Source organism: Rhodoligotrophos sp. CJ14 (genome assembly GCF_038811545.1).
In the GTDB taxonomy this organism is placed as follows: domain Bacteria; phylum Pseudomonadota; class Alphaproteobacteria; order Rhizobiales; family Im1; genus Rhodoligotrophos; species Rhodoligotrophos ferricapiens.
Genome location: NZ_CP133319.1, coordinates 2,611,581 through 2,630,255 on the forward strand (window position 1 = coordinate 2,611,581; position 18,675 = coordinate 2,630,255).

General features: G+C 61.6%; 19 protein-coding genes. 11 read left to right on the top strand and 8 right to left on the bottom strand.

The genetic code is table 11. The annotated features are described in order from the left end of the window. Nucleotide 1: 1 nt before the first annotated feature. Genes RCF49_RS12155 through RCF49_RS12165 form a run of 3 tightly spaced genes read right to left on the bottom strand, consistent with a single transcriptional unit; the run spans nt 2 to nt 3,734 of the window. Nucleotides 2–889: a branched-chain amino acid ABC transporter permease gene (locus RCF49_RS12155; RefSeq protein ID WP_342640146.1), complete on the bottom strand. Its 888-nt coding sequence runs from the start codon at nt 887–889 to the stop codon at nt 2–4. Then, complete coding sequence (locus RCF49_RS12160) at nt 886–2,850, bottom strand: AMP-dependent synthetase/ligase (RefSeq protein ID WP_342640147.1); 1,965 nt, start codon at nt 2,848–2,850, stop codon at nt 886–888. The genes RCF49_RS12155 and RCF49_RS12160 overlap by 4 nt, the downstream gene beginning before the upstream one ends. Next, nucleotides 2,850–3,734 carry an ABC transporter ATP-binding protein gene (locus RCF49_RS12165; protein WP_342640148.1) on the bottom strand — a complete coding sequence of 295 codons (885 nt, stop codon included), beginning with the start codon at nt 3,732–3,734 and terminating at the stop codon, nt 2,850–2,852. The genes RCF49_RS12160 and RCF49_RS12165 overlap by 1 nt, the downstream gene beginning before the upstream one ends. Nucleotides 3,735–3,986: 252 nt before the next feature. Here RCF49_RS12165 and RCF49_RS12170 point away from each other — a divergent pair, with 252 nt between their 5' ends. After that, a complete protein-coding gene (locus RCF49_RS12170) occupies nt 3,987–4,793 on the top strand; it encodes an MBL fold metallo-hydrolase (protein WP_342640149.1) in 807 nt (268 codons plus the stop codon). On the opposite strand, the gene RCF49_RS12175 is transcribed toward RCF49_RS12170, so the two are convergent. The 3 genes from RCF49_RS12175 to RCF49_RS12185 form a co-directional block, all read right to left on the bottom strand. Then, entirely contained in the window at nt 4,794–5,474 is a 681-nt protein-coding gene (locus RCF49_RS12175) for a TetR/AcrR family transcriptional regulator (RefSeq protein WP_342640150.1), read from the bottom strand. It lies immediately after the preceding gene. Nucleotides 5,475–5,537: 63 nt separating this feature from the next. Beyond that, a complete protein-coding gene (locus RCF49_RS12180) occupies nt 5,538–6,704 on the bottom strand; it encodes an acyl-CoA dehydrogenase family protein (RefSeq protein WP_342640151.1) in 1,167 nt (388 codons plus the stop codon). A 42-nt stretch (nt 6,705–6,746) separates the two neighbouring features. Continuing rightward, on the bottom strand, nt 6,747–7,535 hold the full coding sequence (locus RCF49_RS12185) for an enoyl-CoA hydratase/isomerase family protein (protein WP_342640152.1): 789 nt from the start codon (nt 7,533–7,535) through the stop codon (nt 6,747–6,749). Between the two features lie 130 nt (nt 7,536–7,665). On the opposite strand from RCF49_RS12185, the gene RCF49_RS12190 reads away from it, so the two are divergent. From RCF49_RS12190 to RCF49_RS12220, 7 genes are all read left to right on the top strand, one after another. Beyond that, nucleotides 7,666–8,790, top strand: a complete 1,125-nt coding sequence (locus RCF49_RS12190) for a CaiB/BaiF CoA transferase family protein (RefSeq protein ID WP_342640153.1) — start codon at nt 7,666–7,668, stop codon at nt 8,788–8,790. A gap of 4 nt (nt 8,791–8,794) precedes the next feature. After that, the gene (locus RCF49_RS12195) at nt 8,795–10,036 is read left to right on the top strand and encodes a thiolase family protein (protein ID WP_342640154.1); all 1,242 of its coding nucleotides are present in this window, start codon (nt 8,795–8,797) and stop codon (nt 10,034–10,036) included. A 9-nt stretch (nt 10,037–10,045) separates the two neighbouring features. After that, complete coding sequence (locus tag RCF49_RS12200; RefSeq protein WP_342640155.1) at nt 10,046–10,822, top strand: SDR family NAD(P)-dependent oxidoreductase; 777 nt, start codon at nt 10,046–10,048, stop codon at nt 10,820–10,822. 149 nt (nt 10,823–10,971) lie between these two features. Continuing rightward, nucleotides 10,972–11,895, top strand: a complete 924-nt coding sequence (locus RCF49_RS12205; protein WP_342640156.1) for an ABC transporter ATP-binding protein — start codon at nt 10,972–10,974, stop codon at nt 11,893–11,895. Then, nucleotides 11,892–12,653 carry an ABC transporter permease gene (locus RCF49_RS12210; RefSeq protein ID WP_342640157.1) on the top strand — a complete coding sequence of 254 codons (762 nt, stop codon included), beginning with the start codon at nt 11,892–11,894 and terminating at the stop codon, nt 12,651–12,653. The genes RCF49_RS12205 and RCF49_RS12210 overlap by 4 nt, the downstream gene beginning before the upstream one ends. A gap of 49 nt (nt 12,654–12,702) precedes the next feature. Next, entirely contained in the window at nt 12,703–13,617 is a 915-nt protein-coding gene (argB, locus tag RCF49_RS12215) for an acetylglutamate kinase (protein WP_342640158.1), read from the top strand. Nucleotides 13,618–13,624: 7 nt separating this feature from the next. Beyond that, nucleotides 13,625–14,347, top strand: coding sequence for a pyrimidine 5'-nucleotidase (locus RCF49_RS12220; RefSeq protein WP_342640159.1), 723 nt, complete (start codon nt 13,625–13,627; stop codon nt 14,345–14,347). Here the strand turns inward: RCF49_RS12220 and RCF49_RS12225 are convergent. After that, nucleotides 14,337–14,945 carry a hypothetical protein gene (locus RCF49_RS12225; protein ID WP_342640160.1) on the bottom strand — a complete coding sequence of 203 codons (609 nt, stop codon included), beginning with the start codon at nt 14,943–14,945 and terminating at the stop codon, nt 14,337–14,339. The two genes, RCF49_RS12220 and RCF49_RS12225, sit on opposite strands and share 11 nt — an antisense overlap. A 360-nt stretch (nt 14,946–15,305) precedes the next feature. Here RCF49_RS12225 and dapD point away from each other — a divergent pair, with 360 nt between their 5' ends. From dapD to RCF49_RS12240, 3 genes are read left to right on the top strand one after another with little or no spacing between them, the layout of a single operon-like run. Then, entirely contained in the window at nt 15,306–16,148 is an 843-nt protein-coding gene (dapD, locus tag RCF49_RS12230; protein ID WP_342640161.1) for a 2,3,4,5-tetrahydropyridine-2,6-dicarboxylate N-succinyltransferase, read from the top strand. A gap of 5 nt (nt 16,149–16,153) precedes the next feature. Further along, a complete protein-coding gene (dapE, locus tag RCF49_RS12235) occupies nt 16,154–17,311 on the top strand; it encodes a succinyl-diaminopimelate desuccinylase (RefSeq protein ID WP_342640162.1) in 1,158 nt (385 codons plus the stop codon). Between the two features lie 27 nt (nt 17,312–17,338). Continuing rightward, complete coding sequence (locus RCF49_RS12240) at nt 17,339–17,890, top strand: hypothetical protein (protein WP_342640163.1); 552 nt, start codon at nt 17,339–17,341, stop codon at nt 17,888–17,890. Nucleotides 17,891–17,928: 38 nt separating this feature from the next. Here RCF49_RS12240 and truA read toward each other — a convergent pair whose 3' ends face one another. After that, on the bottom strand, nt 17,929–18,675 hold the full coding sequence (gene truA, locus RCF49_RS12245; protein ID WP_342640164.1) for a tRNA pseudouridine(38-40) synthase TruA: 747 nt from the start codon (nt 18,673–18,675) through the stop codon (nt 17,929–17,931).

The window sequence follows — 18,675 nt, forward strand, 5'->3', positions numbered from 1 at the left end:
TTCAAACCCTTTCGATCGTCTTCCAGCCGAACATGCCCGTCGGCCGGATGAACAGAATGGCGAGCATGATCACGAAGGGCACCACCGTGCCGAAGGACGCGCCGATGACCGGGTCCACATAGGCGGTCACCAGGCCCTGAATGATCCCGACGATGATGCCGGCCAGCAGCACGCCGGCGATGGACTCGAACCCGGCGAGCAGAGCGACCGGCAGAGCGGTCATGCCGATCTCGGAAGCAAGGAAGTTCAGCGACTTGCCGCTGAGATAGATCACAGCTCCAAGCGTCGAGAGCAACGCCCCAAGGATCCAGGCGAAGGCGATCGATCGCTTGACGGAGATGCCGAGCGAGACCGCCACCTGATGGTCCTCGGCAACCGCGGTCATGCGAAGGCCGGTCCGGGTCCTGTTGAAGAAATAGGAGAGCCCCAGCCCGACAATGACGGTGATGATGCCGCCGATCGCGAGGGCCCGCGGAATGAGCACATCGCCGATGAAGATCGGCTGCAGCGGAAACACGATCGGGAAGGGCCGCACCTGGGGTCCGAACAAGACCAGGATGAGGCCGCGCATGAGAATGAGGAGACCGATGGTCACCATGACCATGGCGAAGACCGACTCACCCACCAGCCGGGAGAAGAAAATCCGCTCGATCAGCAGGCCGAAAGCCGCGGCGGCGAGGAAGGCCAGAGGAATGCCGATCCACATCGGCAGGCCGATATCGACGATCATCCACCAGACGATGAATCCGCCGAAGACGACGAGCTCGCCTTGCGCGAAATTGAAGACCTTCGAGGCGCGGTAGATGACCACGAATCCCATGGCGATGAGCGCGTAAAGCAGCCCGACCAATGCGCCGGTGATCAGATAGGTGAGGAAATCGACCATCATTCGGCAGCTTCCGTGGCAAGAGGCGCGCGGGCGCGGGTTGCGTCTTCATCCACATCGTGAATGGCAACGCTCGCAACCAAGGTGCTGCGCCGCCCGTCTTGATAGGTTACGGGGACCTCGATGCGCACGCTCGGCGCCCCGCTATAGATGCCATCGATCAGCGTCTTATAGCGCTGCTCCAAGAACTCGCGCCTCAGCTTGCGCGTGCGCGTGAGCTCGCCCTCGTCCGGATCGAGCTCCTTGGGGAAATTGGCGAAACGCCGGACCCGAGAGCTTTCGGGCAGGAACTGATTGACCCGCTTGATCTCATCGCGGATGAGCGCGGCCACTTCCGGCTTCTGTGAAAGATCGGTGAAGGTGGAAAAGCCGATATTGCGGTCTTCTGCCCAACGCGAGACCACGCCCATGTCGATATTGATCAGCGCTCCAATGAAATCGCGCGTCTCATCGCCGAGCGTCATGATGTCCTTGATGAACGGACTGAAGCGCAGCCGCGTCTCGATGAACTGTGGCGGGAAGCTCTCGCCCGAGCGCAGTTTGCGCAGATCATCGACGCGCTCGAGGAAGACGAGCTCGCCACTGTCGGTTTGCGAAACCGCATCCCCCGTCTGATACCAGCCATCGACCATCCGCTCGGCCGACTTCTCCGGCAGCCGGTAATAGCCTTGGAAGAAGCTGCCGCCGCGCAGCAAAAGCTCGCCGCGCTCGGAGACCTTCCAGCTCAGGGCCTCGCCCGCCTCGGGATGGGATGTGAGCCAATGGCCGACCGTTTCGAGATTATAGCGCTCGCCCTGATGAATGGTGACGATGCCCATCTCGGTCGTGCCGTAGAGATTGCGCAGGGGCACACCGATCGCGTGGAACAGGCGGAACACATCCGGCGCCATGGTCGAACCGCCGCTGAGCGCGACCTTCGCCCGCGTCAGCCCCAGCTTGTCGCGCAAGGGCCTGAGCACGAGCATCTCCGCCAGGGGAAATGCGAGCTTGGCGCTCAGCGGGACGGGCTTTCCTTCAAGGCGCGCGACATTCACCTGGCGGCCGACCTCCACCCCCCAATGATAGAGCTTGCGCCGGATGGGCCCGGCATCGAGCATCCGCGCCTGCAGAGTGGCTGCAAGACTCTCCCATTGCCTCGGTGCGAAGACCAGGGCCTCCACCGCCAGCTCGCGAATATTGTTCAGAACCTCTTCCGGGGATTCCGGGAAATTCACCACCATCGGCAGCACGAGCCCCAGCGTGATCCCGAAAACCTGCTCCGTCGCCCAGGCCGGCGCAATATAGGTGAGGTATTCCGTGCCGGGTTGGAGGCCTGCGCCGGTGATGATCCGATAGGCGTTGTCGACGAGATAGCGGTGGGTGAGGATCACGCCCTTGGGCTTGCCGGTCGTGCCCGAGGTATAGGACAGCACCGCGATATCATCGACCCGGCCCGCATCCACCAATGACTGGAACAGGTCAGGCTTTGCCACATGGGCGGATTTGCCTTCGGCCTCAAGGGCTTCAAAGGTCATCAGGCCCTTGTCCCGATAGGACCACATGCCGGTATCATCCCAATAGATGATCCGGCGCAGGGCTGGCACGCGCGGCAGCACCGCGAGCCCCTTATCCACCTGCTCCTGATCCTGGGCGATAAGATAGACCGCCTCGCTGTCATTCAGGAGGTAATCGATTTCATCGGCGGTCAGGTCGGGATAAAGGCAGACCACCTTGCCGCCGGCTGCCAGGGCCGCGAACTCGGTCCAGAAGGCCTCGGGCTCGTTCTCGCCGAGAATGGCAACGGTTTCCCCTCGCTTGAGGCCGATCGCATTCAGCCCGAGCGCCACGTTGCGCACATGCGCCAGCACGTCTGCGAATGAATATTCCCGCCAAATGCCCCGATACTTATGGCGCTCGACCAGCCGGCCGGGATCAGCGATAGCCTTGTCCACGAGAAGCTGCGGCAAGGTGCGCATGGGGAGCATCAGCGCGTCTCCTCGCCCAGATAGGCCTTCAGCACCGCCGGATCGCGCTGAACCTCGGCTGGCGTCCCCTCCGCGATCTTCTTGCCGAAATCGAGCACCGCGATCCGGTCCGCCAGATCCATGACCACGCCCATATCGTGCTCGACCAGCACCACCGGGATCTTGCGGGCCTCGCGCACGTCAAGGATGAACCGTGCGAGGTCTTCCTTCTCCTCGGTGTTCATGCCCGCCATCGGCTCGTCCATGAGCAGGATCTTCGGCTCCTGCGCGAGCGCACGGCCCAGATCCACCCGCTTGCGCAAGCCATATCCGAGGCTGCCGACAGGCTGATGCCGGATGGATTCGATTTCGAGGAACTCGATGATCTCCTCCACCACCTCGCGGTGGCGGATCTCTTCCTCCTTCGCCCAGCCCACATGCAGGAAAGCTTGCAGAACAGAGGTCTTCATATGGATGTGCCGGCCGACCTTGATATTGTCGATAACGGACATGCCGGAGAAGATATGCGTGCCCTGAAAGGTCCGCGCGAGCCCGGAGCGGGCAATGCTATGCACGCTCTTGCCCGCGAAGCTCTCGCCCGCGAAGCTCTCGCCCGCGAAATGGATCGTGCCCTGCTGTGGCCGATAAAAACCGCTCAGGCAGTTCATCAGGGAGGTCTTGCCGGCGCCATTCGGCCCGATGACCGCAACCAGCTCATCCCGCCCAATCGCAATCGACACATTGTCGAGCGCCACGATGCCACCGAAGCGCAGCGTTATTGCATCAGCCCGCAGGAGGGGAGAGCGGTCTTCCTCAACACGCGCCAAGCGTGGGGAAGCACTCGGCATTTTTTCGGCCGCAACATCACGCGCGGCCTGCCGGCCGCTGATCGCAGCGCTTTCCATGTTTCCTCCCACCAGACCCCGGGATCTTCGCTGAACGAGATCCTCTTTTCCCTATGAGCAGTGGTGTCTCATTGACCTATTAGAAGCAGGTTTTACTCGGTAGTCAAATCCATAGTTGCTTAGCAAGACAGAGATTTGCCGTTACGTCACCTTTCTCGCCAGGAAGGCACAGTTTTGAACGAAACGTGATCCCACATGACCCAATTGACGCATCATAAATTCTGGTGGGCAGAGCCAGACGGGAGGAGTCCGGTGCGGATCTTGAATGTCTTTGCTATGACCGTCGGCCTCATCGCCGGCTTGTGTTTCACCGCAGCAGACGCGCAGCCGGTGAGCAGCTGCCTTGCAGTTGCCGACAGATCTCTTCCCATTCGGACCATTGCGCTTAAGGCCGCGTCCTTGGCGCAGGATGAGGTGAGAATCACCTTCACCGGTCATGCGACCTTCCTCATTGAAAGCGCCGGTGGCGTGGTGGTCGCCACCGACTATGCCGGCTATCTCCCCGATGGCGTCATCCCGACGGTTGCGACCATGAACCGTGCCCATCGGACCCATTATACCGATACGCCCTCACCGGAGATCGCCCATATCCTGCGCGGCTGGAGCATCGATGGCACACCCGCGCGCCATCACGTGACAGTGGGCGATATGGTGATCCGCAATGTCACCACCGATATTCGCGATTGGTCCGGCGGCCGCATTCCCGACGGCAATTCGATTTTCATCTTCGAAGTGGGTGGGCTGTGCATTGGCCATCTCGGACACCTTCATCACACGCTGGGCCCCGATCGCATCGCACAGATTGGCCGGCTTGACGTGGTCATGGTGCCGGTTGACGGCTCCTATACGATGGACCAGGCCTCCATGGTCGAGGTGCTCAGGGCCCTGCGAGCCCAGCTTGTCATACCGATGCATTATTTTGGCCCGGATACGCTTGCGCGGTTCCTCGGCCAGATGAAGGGTGAATTCGCGGTCGAGACCAGCGCGAGCCCTACGGTGGTTGTCTCGATGAAGAGCTTGCCGGATGAACCGACTGTCCTCGTTCTGCCCGGCCATTGATTATTCGGCGCGGATGCCCTTTTCCAAAAGGTCGGAGAAGGCCGCCGCCAGCGCTTCGCCCGAATGCTCGCCCTGGGGCTGAAACCACCTGGTCAGCCAGTTTGCTGCACCCATGAAGAAGAAGACGGTCAGCTTGGGGTCGACCTGCCGCAGGCTACCATCGGCAACCCCCTCCCCGATCAGCTGGCGGAAGCGCTGATCGAACTCGTCACGCCGCTTCACCACCCGCTCCCGGTTATCTGCCTCCAGCGCATTCACCTCGGAGAGCACCGCGCAGGACCCGATCTCGCTGGTGAGAAGCTCGAGGTAACGGCGCGCCAGCAGTACGACCTTTTCGCGACCGGTCCGGCCATTCTCCAGCGCATAGGCCAGCGCCTGATCCCCGAAATCCAGGGCCATCATATGGCACTCGTACAGGATCTCCTGCTTGTTGGAGACATAGTAGTAAAGCGCCGCCTTGGTCACCCCCAGCGTCCGCGCGACATCCACCAATGAGGTCTGGTGGTAGCCTCGCGCGCTGAACGCTCGCGCCGCCTCGCGCAGCAAGGCCGTGCGCTTCAGCGCGAATTGCTCGTCCCGGCTCAGGACGACGTTTTTCCAGGCACCGCTGTGCCGGCCGCGACGTGATGCCAGCGGCTGCCCTTCCCGCTTGAGACCGACGGTTTTCCTTCGCGTGGTCATCGCACCCGTGAGTTTCGTTGCGCGGGATCATGGTGCCCGGCGATCTGCATTTTGCCACAGCCTCTAGAGATTTCGCGAGATGATCAGCTTCTGAATATCGCTCGTCCCTTCATAGATCTTGCACACGCGCACGTCACGATAGAAGCGTTCGACAGGGAAGCCGGAGGTGTAACCATAACCTCCGTGAATCTGCAACGCATCCGAACACACACGCTCCGCCATCTCCGAGGCGAACAGCTTTGCCGCGGCCGCTTCCTTCATGCAGGGAATGCCCGCTTCGATCATTCGCGCCGCGTGCAGGTAATACTGCCGAGCAATATCGACCTGGGCTGCCATTTCGGCCAGGCGGAAGCTCACCGCCTGTAATTTGGTGAGCGGAGCGCCATAGGCCTGGCGCTCTCGCGCATAGGCGACCGCCGCATCCAGCGCCGCCTGGGCAATACCAACCGCCTGGGCAGCAATCGCGACCCGCCCGTCCGAGAGCAGGCCAAGCGCGACGCGATAACCATTCCCCACTCCGCCCAGCGCATTTTCGGCGGCAACCCGCACATCGCGAAGCACGATCTGAGCGGTATGGGCCGTATGCTGGCCGAGCTTGTCTTCAACCCGCGCCACCTCCACTCCGGGTGCGCGCGGATCAACGATGAAGGTCGTGAAGCCCTGCTTTCCAGCCTCCCGGTCCGTCACCGCAAGCACAAGCGTGATCCCGGCCTCAGAGCCGTTGGAGACGAACTGCTTGGTGCCATTGATGATGAAGTGATCACCTTCTCGACGCGCGCTGGTGCGGAAAGCAGCGGTGTCAGAGCCCGCATGCGGCTCCGTCAGCATCACCGCCCCGATATGCTCGCCCCGGGTCATCGCCGGAAGATAGCGGTGCCGCTGCTCCTCCGTCCCATGCTGCGCAAGCGGATAGGTCGCACCGAGATTATGCACATGCACGATGGTGCCGAGGCCGCCATCGGCGCGCGACAGCTCTTCCATCACCAGACAATAGCCGACAAAGCCAATATCGGAGCCACCATAGGCCTCCGGCACCAGCATGCCCATGAAGCCGAGATCGGCCACTGCTTTGAGCTCTTCGTGTGGCCAGGCCGATGATTTATCCCGCGCTGCCGCCGTGGGCGCGATGACCTCGCGGGCAACCTGCCGCGCGGCCTGCTTGATCAGGACCTGCTGCTCGGTCAGGCCGAAATCATCGCGCGACACATCCGCTCTGGTTTGAACATTCATGGGATCCTCCCCCTGCATTCAGCGGGAATAATGGCGGCGTTGTCAGCGCCCGATGAAACGCGGCTTGCGCTTTTCCTGAAACGCGGCAAGCCCCTCGTTCATGTCATGGCTGGTGGCGTGAACCTCACCGGCAATCAACTCGAGCCGCAGGGCCGTCGCGCTGGGCTGCTCGAGCCCGTCATCGACCAGCGCCTTCATTCGCCGCAGCACCAGCGAGCTCTTGGTCGCCATCTTCGCGATCAGCCTCTCCGCGGCCGGGATCAGATCCTCATCCTCGACCACCTCGTTCACCAGCCCACAGGTGACCAGCTCCTCGGCCGGCACGAATTCACCGGTATAAAGCAGGTATTTGGCGCGGGTCGGGCCGATCTTTCGGGGCAGGCGGACCGAGCCGCCGCCACCCGGCAAGAGGCCGTAATTGGCATGGGCATCGCCAAGCTTGGCCGAACGGGCGGCAATCACCAGATCACAGCACAGCACGAGCTCGAGCCCGCCGGCGAGCGCCATGCCGTTCACCGCCGCGATGACCGGCCGGGGAAAACGCTCCAGCCGCTCCATCGTCCCGATCACCTGACTGAGGAAATCGTGCATCTTGCCGGAATCGCCGCCCACTTCACCGCGCAGATATTTGAGATCCGCGCCCGCTGAGAAGGCTCTGCCGGTGCCCGTGAGAACCACCGCCTTGACCTCGGGGTCATGCTCGACCTTATCCAGGGCTCCATTGATTCCGGTCAACACCGCCGGGCTCAGCGCATTCATGGCATCCGGTCTGTTGAGCCTGAGCCACAAGGCGCCCTTGCGGACGTCCGATACCACCACCTGTTCCGACATCTCGTTTCCTTCCCGATCCGCTGCCCAGTCCTATTTGACTCACGGGTCAGTTCGCTGTTTACTAAGTTACACTGTAGACCCAAAGATAAAATACGCAAGGCATCAGCCTCGCACCACGAGGGCAGGAAGAATGGGAGCGCTTCTCACCGGAATCCGGGTCGTAAGCCTTGCCGAGCAATATCCCGGACCTTATGCGACCTTGCTGCTGGGCGATCTCGGCGCCGATGTGATCCAGGTCGAGCGGCCGGGAAGTGGTGATCCTGCACGGCAGTTTCCCGAATTCTACGCCGCGATCAACCGCGGCAAGCGATCGGTCTGCCTGGACCTCAAGTTGGAAGACGGCAAGCTGGCGCTGCGCGAGCTCATCAAGACCGCCGACATATTGCTCGAAGGCTTTCGCCCCGGCACGATGCAGCGATTGGGCTTTGGGCCGGAGGATGTTGCGCGCATCAACCCGCGCATAGTCTATATCTCGATCTCCGGTTTCGGCCAGACCGGGCCTTATCGCGACCGGCCTGCTCATGACATCTCCTACCAGGCGATTGCCGGCCTCATGTTCCGCGATGCGCGCGCCGGGCGCACCAGCGGCGGCGGCGAGCTTGCGATAGGTGATCTGTCCTCCGGCATGTTCGCGGCGCTCGCGGGTCTTGCCGGCATTGTCAGCCGCGCGACCACCGGCAAGGGCACCTATATCGATGTCTCCATGACCGACGGGCTCGTTTCGTGGATGTCGGTATTCCTGAGCCCCGTCCTCAATGGCGCCCGGCCCGATGAGATCGGCGATGAGCCGGCCTATGGCAGTTTCGCGTGTGCGGACGGCAAGCTCCTGTCGCTCTCTATTGCCCATGAGGACTGGTTCTGGCAGCCGTTCTGCCGGACTGTTGGCCTCGAGGCCTATGCTGCCTATGCCCGGCCGCAACGGGTAGCCGAAAACCGCCACCTTGCGAGCCTCATCGCCGAGCGCCTTGCCTCCCGCACCCGTGCCGAATGGGGCGAGGCATTCGATCGCGCCGGAATTCCCTGGAGCCCGGTGAATGATCTCGAAGAAGTGGTGCGCGATCCTCATTTCACCGAACGGGGCATGTTCACGAGCATCACGGAGGATGACGGCAGCGAGCGTCGCTATGTGGCGCAGCCGTTGATTGTGGAAGGCCGTCATCCCGGTCCGAGCCGTGGTGTGCCACCGCTTGGTGCACATACCAACGAGGTCCTCGAGAGCCTGTTCGCGTCCAAGCCGATTTCCGGAAGGAGCTGAGCTTATGGAGACCGTCTACATCGTCGGCGTCGGCATGACGCCCTTCGGCCGCATGCTGGATATCGATATCAAGACCTTGACGCGCCAGGCCGTCACCGCTGCGCTGGCGGATGCGGGCATCGAGCCCTCCGCCATCGAGGCGGCCTTCTTCGCCAATGCCGCACAAGGGCACATGGAAAAGCAGCATATGGTTCGCGGCGAGATCGCGCTGCGGGCGATGGGGCTCAGCGGCATTCCCGTTGTGAATGTCGAGAATGCCTGTGCCAGCGGCGCCACAGCGGTGAACCTGGCCGTCACCCAGATCAAGGCCGGCGAGCATGATGTGGTACTCGCCATCGGCGCCGAAAAGCTGTTCTCCAGGGACAGGGCGCTGATGTTCGGCTCATTCGACGGCGCCTGGGATGTGGCCGAAAGTGAGCGCATTCGAGCCCGCCTGATGGAGCTTGGTGAAGGCGTGGATCCGCCCGGGGGCACCACCTCGGACAAGCCCTATAGCGTGTTCATGGATGTCTATGCCGCCTTTTCGCGGTTCCACATGAAGACCTTCGGCACCACGCAGCGCCAGATCGCGGCGGTTTCCGCCAAGAACCACCAGCATTCGGTTCATAACCCGCTCTCGCAATTTCGCGAGGCCTATACGGTCGATGAGGTGCTCGCGGCACCGCCCATCACCTATCCCCTCACCTTGCCCATGTGCTCGCCCATCTCTGATGGCGCTGCCGCCGCCATTCTGATGAGCGAGGCCGGTCTCAAGCGCTATGGCATCGACAAGTCCCGTGCCGTGAAGATCTTGGCCTCGGTGATCCAGACCGGGAGTGACCGCGAGCCCTCGCAGGTCGACCGCCACATCACCGCCCTTGCTGGGCGCCGAGCCTATGAGAAGGCGGGCATCGGCCCTGAAGATGTGTCGGTCGCCGAGGTGCATGACGCGACCGCCATGGGCGAGATCATTCAAATCGAGAATCTCGGCTTCTGCCCCTTCGGCGAGGGAGGGCCGACTGCAGAACGTGGTGAAACCAAGATCGGTGGTCGTATCCCTGTGAACCCGTCGGGCGGCCTCGAATCGAAGGGCCACCCGGTCGGCGCCACCGGTATAGGCCAGATCCACGAGCTGGTGAGCCAGCTGCGCGGTGAGGCAGGACCCCGTCAAGTCGATGGCGCCCGCATCGCGGTCGCGGAGAATGGCGGTGGGCTGCAAGGCATCGAGGAAGCCGTCGCCTGTATCACCATACTGGGCAAGAGCTGAGGAGGACCCATGAACCTCAAGGACAAGGTTGCCGTCGTTACCGGCGCAGGATCCGGACTGGGCCGCGCCTCAGCCCGCGCCCTCGCCGAAGCCGGCAGCCGTATCGCAGCCTTCGATCTTAGCGCCGAACGGCTCGAGGCTCTGAAGCAGGAGCTCGGCACCAAGGTCTTTACCGCGATGGTGGATGTTGCCGATGATGGCAGTGTCAAAGCCGGCATCGACGGCGCCCTTGAGGCCTTTGGCGCCATTCACATCGCCGTCAATTGTGCCGGAGTTGCGGATGCCGCCAAGACAGTCTCGCGCGGTGAGCCCTTTCCGCTCGCCACGTGGAACAAGGTGATCGGCATCAATCTCACCGGCACCTTCAACGTCATTCGCTGGGCTGCCCTCGCCATGACCCGCAATGCGCCCGATGGGGGCGAGAAGGGCGAGCGCGGGGTGATCATCAACACCTCCTCCGGCGCCGCCACCCAGGGCCAGATTGGGCAAGCCGCCTATAGCGCCAGCAAAGCCGGCGTGATGGGCCTCACCCTGCCCGTTGCCCGCGACCTCGCGCAGCACCGTATCAGGGTCGTCTCGATAGCGCCCGGCCTGTTCGATACCGCCATGGTCGCCGGCATGCCGGACACGGTCAGCCAGTCCATCATCGACCGGATGATCCTCTTCCCTGACCGCATGGGTCGCCCGGAGGAATTTGCGGCCCTCGTCCGCCATATCGCCGAGAACAGCTACATCAATGCGACCACGCTCGACATAGACGCGGGCGCGCGCATGCATCCTAAATAAGGGACGGGCTTGCGGATTTGCAGTTCCGGCTGGCGGGCCTCATCCAAAGGGCATGACGGAACGGACGGGATGAGGTAGATCTACGGCCCTCTCCGGCCAGGGCTTTGATCCTGGTCTAAGCCGTCGATCGTGCCTGATGCCCCGAGACCATGCCGCCTGTCATCGAAATCTCCAATCTTGAGAAGACCTATGCCAGCGGCTTCAAGGCGCTCAAGGGCATTAACCTGACTATTGAGCGCGGCGAGATCTTCGCACTGCTCGGCCCCAATGGCGCAGGCAAGACCACGATGATCAGCATCGTTTGCGGGCTGGTCAGCCCGACCGGTGGGAGCGTCACCGTTGGCGGGCATGATATCTCTGATTACCGCATCACCCGGTCGATGATCGGCCTCGTGCCGCAGGAGCTGACCACGGACGCCTTCGAGACGGTCTGGGCAACGGTGAGCTTCAGTCGGGCTTTATTCGGGCGCAAGCGCAACCCGGATCTCATCGAGCGCATCCTCAGGGATCTCAGCCTCTGGGAAAAGCGCAACAACAGGATCCTCACATTGTCCGGTGGCATGAAGCGGCGCGTGCTGATCGCCAAGGCCCTGTCACACGAGCCGGATATCCTGTTTCTCGATGAGCCCACCGCCGGTGTCGACGTGGAGCTGCGCCAGGACATGTGGCAGCTCATCCGCCGGCTGCGCGACAGCGGCGTCACCGTGATCCTCACCACTCATTACATCGAGGAGGCCGAGGACATGGCCGACAGGGTCGGGGTGATCAACAACGGCGAGCTCGTCCTGGTTGAGAACAAGACGGAGCTGATGCGCAAGCTCGGCAAGAAACAGCTGATCCTGCATCTCAATGCGCCGCTCGATGCAGTGCCTCCGGCGCTCGCGGGCTATGCGCTGGAACTGGTGTCCGCCGGCCGTGAGCTGGTCTATACCTATGACTCGCAAGGGACGCGGACCGGCATCACCTCGCTTCTGCAAGCACTCAGCGCAGCTGGAATAACCTTCAAGGATCTCGAGACCAAGCAGAGCACGCTCGAGGAGATCTTCGTGAACCTGGTGCATTCCCCCAAATGAACCTGACCGCAGTTGCAGCGATCTACAAATTCGAGATGGCGCGGACCTTCCGCACCCTGCTTCAGAGCGTCGTCTCGCCGGTGATTTCGACCTCGCTCTATTTCGTGGTGTTCGGTGCCGCGATCGGATCTCACATTCCGCAGGTCGAAGGTGTGACCTATGGGGCCTTCATCGTGCCGGGCCTCATCATGCTGTCGCTGCTTACCCAGAGCATCGCGAACGCGTCTTTCGGCATCTATTTCCCGAAATTCACCGGCACCATTTTCGAGCTGCTCTCGGCGCCTGTTTCCTATTTCGAAGCGGTGCTCGGCTATGTCGGAGCGGCGGCAACCAAATCCATGGCGATCGGGCTGATCATTCTCGCGACCGCCCATCTGTTTGTGCCTATCCATATCGCGCATCCCTTCTGGATGCTTGCTTTCCTGGTGCTGATTGCTGTCACGTTCAGTCTGTTCGGCTTCATCATCGGCATTTGGGCCGACAATTTTGAGAAGCTTCAGCTCATCCCCCTTCTCGTGGTCACCCCGCTCACCTTTCTGGGCGGCAGCTTCTATTCGATTTCCATGCTGCCGAAGGAATGGCAGACCATCGCCCTGTTCAACCCGGTGGTCTATCTCGTCAGCGGATTTCGCTGGAGCTTCTTCGAAGTCGCCGATGTGCAGGTCGGCATCAGCCTCGGCATGACACTGCTCTTCCTTGTCCTGTGCCTGACCGTGATCTGGTGGATCTTCAAGACGGGCTACCGTCTCAGGTCCTGATGCGCTAAAGCGAGAAGCACACCGCCAAACAACGCAGAAAGCAGCGTTCATGAGCACATCCGTCACCGAGCACGTCTCTCGCGAGGTCCAGGCCCATATCCTGTCCGAGGCGCTGCCCTTCATGCAGCGCTATGCCGGGCAGACGGTTGTGGTGAAATATGGCGGTCATGCCATGGGCGATGACACGCTCGCACGCCAGTTCGCGCGAGACATCGTGCAGCTCAAGCTGAGCGGCATCAACCCCATTGTCGTCCACGGCGGCGGCCCGCAGATCGGCAAGATGCTCGACCGGCTACAAATTGCATCGAGCTTCCAGGATGGCTTGCGCATAACCGATCAGGCCACTGTCGAGATTGTCGAGATGGTCCTTGCCGGCTCCATCAACAAGCAGGTGGTGGCGAGCATCCAGCAGGAAGGTGGCCGCGCAATCGGCATTTCGGGCAAAGACGGCAATCTGCTTTTGGCCCGGCGCCTCACCCGCACCAAGCGCGATCCCGATTCCAACATCGAGAAGATTATTGATCTCGGCTTTGTCGGTGAGCCCGAGACGGTCAATCCCGAGATCCTCAGCACCATCGCGGCCAGCTCGGCCATTCCCGTCATCGCCCCGATCGGCACCTCGCTCTCGGGCGAAACCTTCAATGTGAATGCCGATACCTTTGCCGGCGCCATCGCCGTTGCCATGCAGGCCAAGCGGCTGCTGCTGCTGACCGATGTGGAAGGCGTGCTGGACCAGAACAAGAAGCTCATCCGCGAGCTGACGCTTGATCAGGCCCATAAGCTCATTCACGACGGGACCGCCTCAGGCGGCATGATCCCCAAGATCGAGACCTGCGTCTCGGTGGTGGAGAAAGGCGTCGAGGGCGCGGTCATTCTCGATGGCCGCGTGCCTCACATCGTGCTTCTGGAGCTCTTTACCCCTTATGGAGTTGGCACGCGCATCAGCCGCACGGCAGAGGAATGAGGCCCCAATGAACCAGATCAGCGGCCGCCGCGGCTTCGATCACGTCGATACCTGGATCTTCGATCTCGACAATACGCTCTACCCGGCGAGCTGCAGGCTCTTCGATCAGATCGATGTCAAGATGGCCACCTTCATCATGGATTTCCTCAAGGTGGACCACGCAGAGGCCCGCCGCATTCAGAAGGGGTTTCTTTACGAGCACGGCACCACTCTGCGCGGGCTCATGCTGGAACATGGGGTAAAGCCGGAGGATTTCCTCTCCTTCGTGCATGATATCGACCATTCGGCGGTGGTTGCTGACGAGGCGCTCTGCGCTGCCCTGACGCGCCTGCCCGGCCGCAAATATATCTTCACAAATGGCACGGTCGCACATGCGGAGAGGGTGATGGCGCGCATCGGCATTGGCGGCTGCTTCGATGACATTTTCGACATCGAAGCTGCAGGCTATCTGCCCAAGCCCAATATCGAGAGCTACCGCTTGATGCTCGAGCGGCACGGCATCGAGGCGCCCCGCTCGGCGATGTTTGAGGACATTTCTCGCAATCTGGAGCCTTGCCATCGGCTCGGCATGACGACAGTGCTGGTGACCTCGCCCGATAATGACGATAGCGCAGCGATCGCCTCGCACTCCGGCCACGGCCCGGAAGCTGCGCATATCGATTACATAACGGATGATCTGCCCGCCTTCATCGAGAGGCTCACCCTCAAGGCAAGCCCTGTCACATCATGAAGTCATTGTGGTCGGGCAGCTGAAATTGGATATCGGTCTTCTGCAGATCGTGCCTATTGACCAGAAGCGCGAAGTCAGCCCGCCCATCATTGTCTTCGTCGAGACTGACCTCGGACCAGCCGCAATCGCGCTTGGTGATCTTTAGGCGCTCGCACAAATCCCTGTTTTGCGTGGCGATGACGATCTTGTCCTCGGCCCGATCGAACCCGTAGAGATCGGTTTGTCGCGCATCGCCCGAGGGGGACTTATTCGCCCAGTTCTTCAGGTCATAGAAGAAAACATCCTTTCCGCTGTTTCCGACGGCCGAATCGCCAGGACCCGCATAGATTTCGGTGCCATTCTCACCCGCTTTGAGAATATTGCGCTGCCCATTCCCAATCACGATTTTGGTTTCCGGACCGGCATCGACATTCTCGACCGGCGGATCGGACGAGATCTTCTGAGGCCCTGGATTGGTCAGCACCATCGTTTGCCGGGAAAGATCGACCTCCGTGATGCCTCGGGTCTCCGAGATATCCAGCGTCACCTCGCTATAGCCGGATTTTGACTTCTCCTTGGCCCCCCGGATCGTCGCCACCCCGTCGAATGGTTTCGACAATATACGCCACTCCGCCTCGCGGGGGGCAACGCTGGACTTGCACGCAGAATTACAACCTTGCCGTCCCACCGACTGTTCATCATATCTTATCATCCCGTCCGCCCTGCAATAGCCTTATGAAAAATTCGGCGCGCTTTGCACCTCTTCTTTCTTGCCTCATGAAAATGCTTTGATGTTGAACGGGTCTGGATTGCGTGAGCACCGTCCCATGGCCGCTTTGCGAAGAATACCTCGCATCGCGCCGAGCTTAACGCGCCAGACGAGCCTCAGGTTGTCACGACCGGACCGCTTCCGCTGCCAGTTGACAGGCGGCCTTTGCCTAGTACTGTGCGGCCCGTGACCAGTAACTGCGGAGCCATCATGGACCACGATCGCATCAGGACCATCATCGAAGAGGCCTTCGAACAGCGCGATACGGTCACTGCCAGCACGACCGGCGAGGTTCGCGCGGCAGTTGATTCTGCACTCGATCTGCTCGATGCCGGTGTGCTCCGCGTAGCCTCTCCCGGCCCGGATGGCTGGACTGTCCACGAATGGCTCAAGAAGGCGGTGTTGCTGTCTTTTCGGCTGAACGACATGACCCCGATTGCCGGCGGGCCCGGCGCCGCCTCTTGGTGGGACAAGGTGCCCTCCAAGTTCAATGGCTGGGGCGAGCAGGAATTCCGGATGGCCGGCTTTCGTGCTGTTCCCAATTGTATCGTCAGGCGCTCGGCCTTCATCGCCCCGGGCGTCGTGCTGATGCCCTCTTTCGTCAATTTGGGCGCCTATGTCGACACGGGCACGATGATTGACACCTGGGCGACCGTGGGCTCCTGCGCCCAGATCGGCAAGAACTGCCATATCTCAGGCGGGGCCGGCATTGGCGGTGTTCTCGAACCGCTGCAGGCATCCCCCGTGATCATCGAGGACAATTGCTTCATTGGCGCCCGTTCGGAAGTCGCCGAAGGGGTCATCGTCGGCGAGGGCTCCGTCCTGTCTATGGGCGTGTTCCTCGGCGCATCCACCAAGATCATTGACCGCGAGAGCGGCGAGACCTTTATGGGTAAGGTTCCGCCTTACTCCGTCGTGGTGCCAGGCAGCCTTGGCGGCAAGCCCCTGCCCGACGGCACGGCGGGTCCGGGCCTTTACTGCGCGGTGATCGTGAAGCGGGTTGACGAGCGCACCCGCTCCAAGACCTCCATCAATGAACTCTTGAGAACCTGATTACCGTGTTCGACCCGGTCGCCTTTCTGCAGACACTGATCCGCGAGCGTTCGGTCACGCCGGACAGCACCGGTGCGCTGGACAGGGTGGAGAAGGCGCTCACCTGCATCGGCTTCAGCTGCTGGCGGCTGCCCTTTCAGTCGCCCGGCATGCCGGTGGTCGACAATCTCTTTGCTCGGATCGGCCATGCGAGCCCCCACTTCTGCTTTGCCGGCCATGTGGATGTGGTGCCACCTGGCGATGTGAGCCGATGGTCGCACCCGCCCTTCGCCGGAGAGATCAAGGATGGCGTCCTCTACGGGCGCGGCGCCGTCGATATGAAGGGGTCGGTTGCGGCCTTCTGTGCGGCAACGGCCGCATTCATCCGCGAACACGGGGCAGCCTTTGGGGGCTCGATCAGTTTTCTGATCACCGGCGACGAGGAAGGCCCTGCCCTCGACGGCACGGTAAAGGTGCTGGAGTGGATGACGGCCAACGGCCATAGACCGGATGCTTGTCTGGTGGGCGAGCCAAGCTGCAGCGAGCGAATAGGCGATACCATAAAGATTGGCCGGCGCGGCAGCCTGAACGCCCGGCTCACCGTCATCGGCAAACAGGGTCATGCCGCCTATCCGCACAAGGCCGACAACCCCATCCCGAAGCTCGTGCGCATGCTCGACCGCTTGGCAAGCGAGGCGCTCGATCAGGGCAATGCCTATTTCGAGCCGTCCACCCTGGCGATCACCTCGGTTGATGTGGGCAATCCCGCCGAGAATGTCATTCCGGATCGCGCGAGCGCGCGCTTCAACATCCGATTCAACAACGAGCACAGCCAGGAGAGCCTCGAGCGCTGGATCAACGGCCATTGCCGGGCTGTCATAGCCGAAATGGGCGGAGACTACACCCTGTCGCTCTCCAGCAATGCCGACAGTTTCGTCACCGCGCGCGGGCCGCTGGTCGATGTGGTGGCGGGTGCTGTCCGCGAGGTGACCGGGCTTGAACCGGCGCTCACCACCGGTGGTGGCACCTCCGATGCCCGCTTCATAAAGAACCACTGCCCGGTTGTCGAGTTTGGCCCGCTGAACGCGACCATTCACCAGACCGACGAATGCATACCGATTGCCGATTTGCAGGCGACGAAAGATATCTATTTGCGGATCCTCGAACGCTATTTCGGTCGCTGAGCGGTCAATGGCAGGACGTCAGCAGGGATGATCTCGTCGGAAGAGTTCTCCGCCGCCATGCGCGGCACTTGGCGGCTTCTCAATCGTGATGCAGGCGGTTACGCTGACTTCAACCTGTCATACGAAGGGCTCAAGAACTCGTTCACCTCTGTCCTGATCGTCGCGCCCGTCTATCTGTTCATTGTCGCGACCAGCAATTCGCTGACCAGCCCGCCCATCCCGGTCGCCTATGGGCGGGAGCTCATCGCCCTTCTGTTCGAATGGGCTGTCTTTGTGGCTCTCGCGGTCCTCGCTGGGCGGATGCTTGGCCGAACCAGCCAGCTCGTGCCTTTCCTGATTGCCTATAACTGGTCGTCGGTCTTCATCGTCTTTGCCATGGTGCCGCCGGCCCTGTTGAGCCGCTATGGCCTCATCACCTCCGGCGGGCTCTTGACGGCAGGGGTGGTCGTCACCCTCATCGCCCTTTATTTCCGCTGGTATATTGCTCGCACCGGTCTTCGAACGACCGGCAGCATCGCCTTTGCGCTTGTCGTCGCCGACGTGGCCATCAGCCTCATGGCGGAAGTCCTGATCCGCTGATCCGCGGCGCTTTCGAGCCAGACGGCCGCGGTCAGCACTCAGTCGTCTGAATAATCGACCTTGGTAAGGTAGAGCCCCCAGGGTGGCGCCACTGTGCCACAGGCTGAGCGATCCTTCGCCTCGAGCGCTGCCGCCATGTCTTCGGGCATCCAGCTGCCTTCTCCCACCAGCTTCAGGCTCCCGACCATCGAGCGGACCTGATTGTGCAGGAATGAACGGGCATTGGTGGTGATCTCGATCAGATCGCCAGTACGGGTGACGGCGAGCATATCCAATGTCTTGACGGGGGATGTGGACTGGCAATGGGCGGATCGGAAAGTCGTGAAATCGTGCTTGCCCAGCAGAAACTGAGCCCCGGCATTCATCGCCGCCACATTTAGCGGTCGCGCCACATGCCAGGCCCTGTCGCGCTCGAGCACCAGCGGGCTGCGGCGGTTGACGATCCTGTAGACATAATGCCGACGCACCGCGGAGAAGCGGGCGTGAAAATCATCCGGCACGGTTTCTACCGCAAGTACCGCGATCGGTGCCGGCCGCAAATGAAAATTGAGCCCACCGCGCAACCGTTCCTCGAGCCATGGGCGCTCAAGATCGACATGGGCGACTTGGCCAGATGCATGGACACCCGCATCGGTACGACCCGCCCCAAAAACAGCGACCTGCTCCCCGCACATCTTCAGGATCGCCTGCTCGAGAGCATCCTGGATGGTGGGCGCATTGGCCTGCCTTTGCCAACCGCCGAAAACCGTTCCGTCATATTCGATTGTAAGCTTGTATCGCGGCAT

What these genes read in the sequence shown, in the direction of transcription:
- RCF49_RS12155 (WP_342640146.1), bottom strand. Translation starts at nt 889, where the DNA reads ATGATGGTCGATTTCCTCACCTATCTGATCACCGGCGCATTGGTCGGG.
- RCF49_RS12160 (WP_342640147.1), bottom strand. Translation starts at nt 2,850, where the DNA reads ATGCTCCCCATGCGCACCTTGCCGCAGCTTCTCGTGGACAAGGCTATC.
- RCF49_RS12165 (WP_342640148.1), bottom strand. Translation starts at nt 3,734, where the DNA reads ATGGAAAGCGCTGCGATCAGCGGCCGGCAGGCCGCGCGTGATGTTGCG.
- RCF49_RS12175 (WP_342640150.1), bottom strand. Translation starts at nt 5,474, where the DNA reads ATGACCACGCGAAGGAAAACCGTCGGTCTCAAGCGGGAAGGGCAGCCG.
- RCF49_RS12180 (WP_342640151.1), bottom strand. Translation starts at nt 6,704, where the DNA reads ATGAATGTTCAAACCAGAGCGGATGTGTCGCGCGATGATTTCGGCCTG.
- RCF49_RS12185 (WP_342640152.1), bottom strand. Translation starts at nt 7,535, where the DNA reads ATGTCGGAACAGGTGGTGGTATCGGACGTCCGCAAGGGCGCCTTGTGG.
- RCF49_RS12190 (WP_342640153.1), top strand. Translation starts at nt 7,666, where the DNA reads ATGGGAGCGCTTCTCACCGGAATCCGGGTCGTAAGCCTTGCCGAGCAA.
- RCF49_RS12195 (WP_342640154.1), top strand. Translation starts at nt 8,795, where the DNA reads ATGGAGACCGTCTACATCGTCGGCGTCGGCATGACGCCCTTCGGCCGC.
- RCF49_RS12200 (WP_342640155.1), top strand. Translation starts at nt 10,046, where the DNA reads ATGAACCTCAAGGACAAGGTTGCCGTCGTTACCGGCGCAGGATCCGGA.
- RCF49_RS12205 (WP_342640156.1), top strand. Translation starts at nt 10,972, where the DNA reads ATGCCGCCTGTCATCGAAATCTCCAATCTTGAGAAGACCTATGCCAGC.
- RCF49_RS12210 (WP_342640157.1), top strand. Translation starts at nt 11,892, where the DNA reads ATGAACCTGACCGCAGTTGCAGCGATCTACAAATTCGAGATGGCGCGG.
- argB (WP_342640158.1), top strand. Translation starts at nt 12,703, where the DNA reads ATGAGCACATCCGTCACCGAGCACGTCTCTCGCGAGGTCCAGGCCCAT.
- RCF49_RS12220 (WP_342640159.1), top strand. Translation starts at nt 13,625, where the DNA reads ATGAACCAGATCAGCGGCCGCCGCGGCTTCGATCACGTCGATACCTGG.
- dapD (WP_342640161.1), top strand. Translation starts at nt 15,306, where the DNA reads ATGGACCACGATCGCATCAGGACCATCATCGAAGAGGCCTTCGAACAG.
- RCF49_RS12240 (WP_342640163.1), top strand. Translation starts at nt 17,339, where the DNA reads ATGATCTCGTCGGAAGAGTTCTCCGCCGCCATGCGCGGCACTTGGCGG.
- truA (WP_342640164.1), bottom strand. Translation starts at nt 18,675, where the DNA reads ATGCCGCGATACAAGCTTACAATCGAATATGACGGAACGGTTTTCGGC.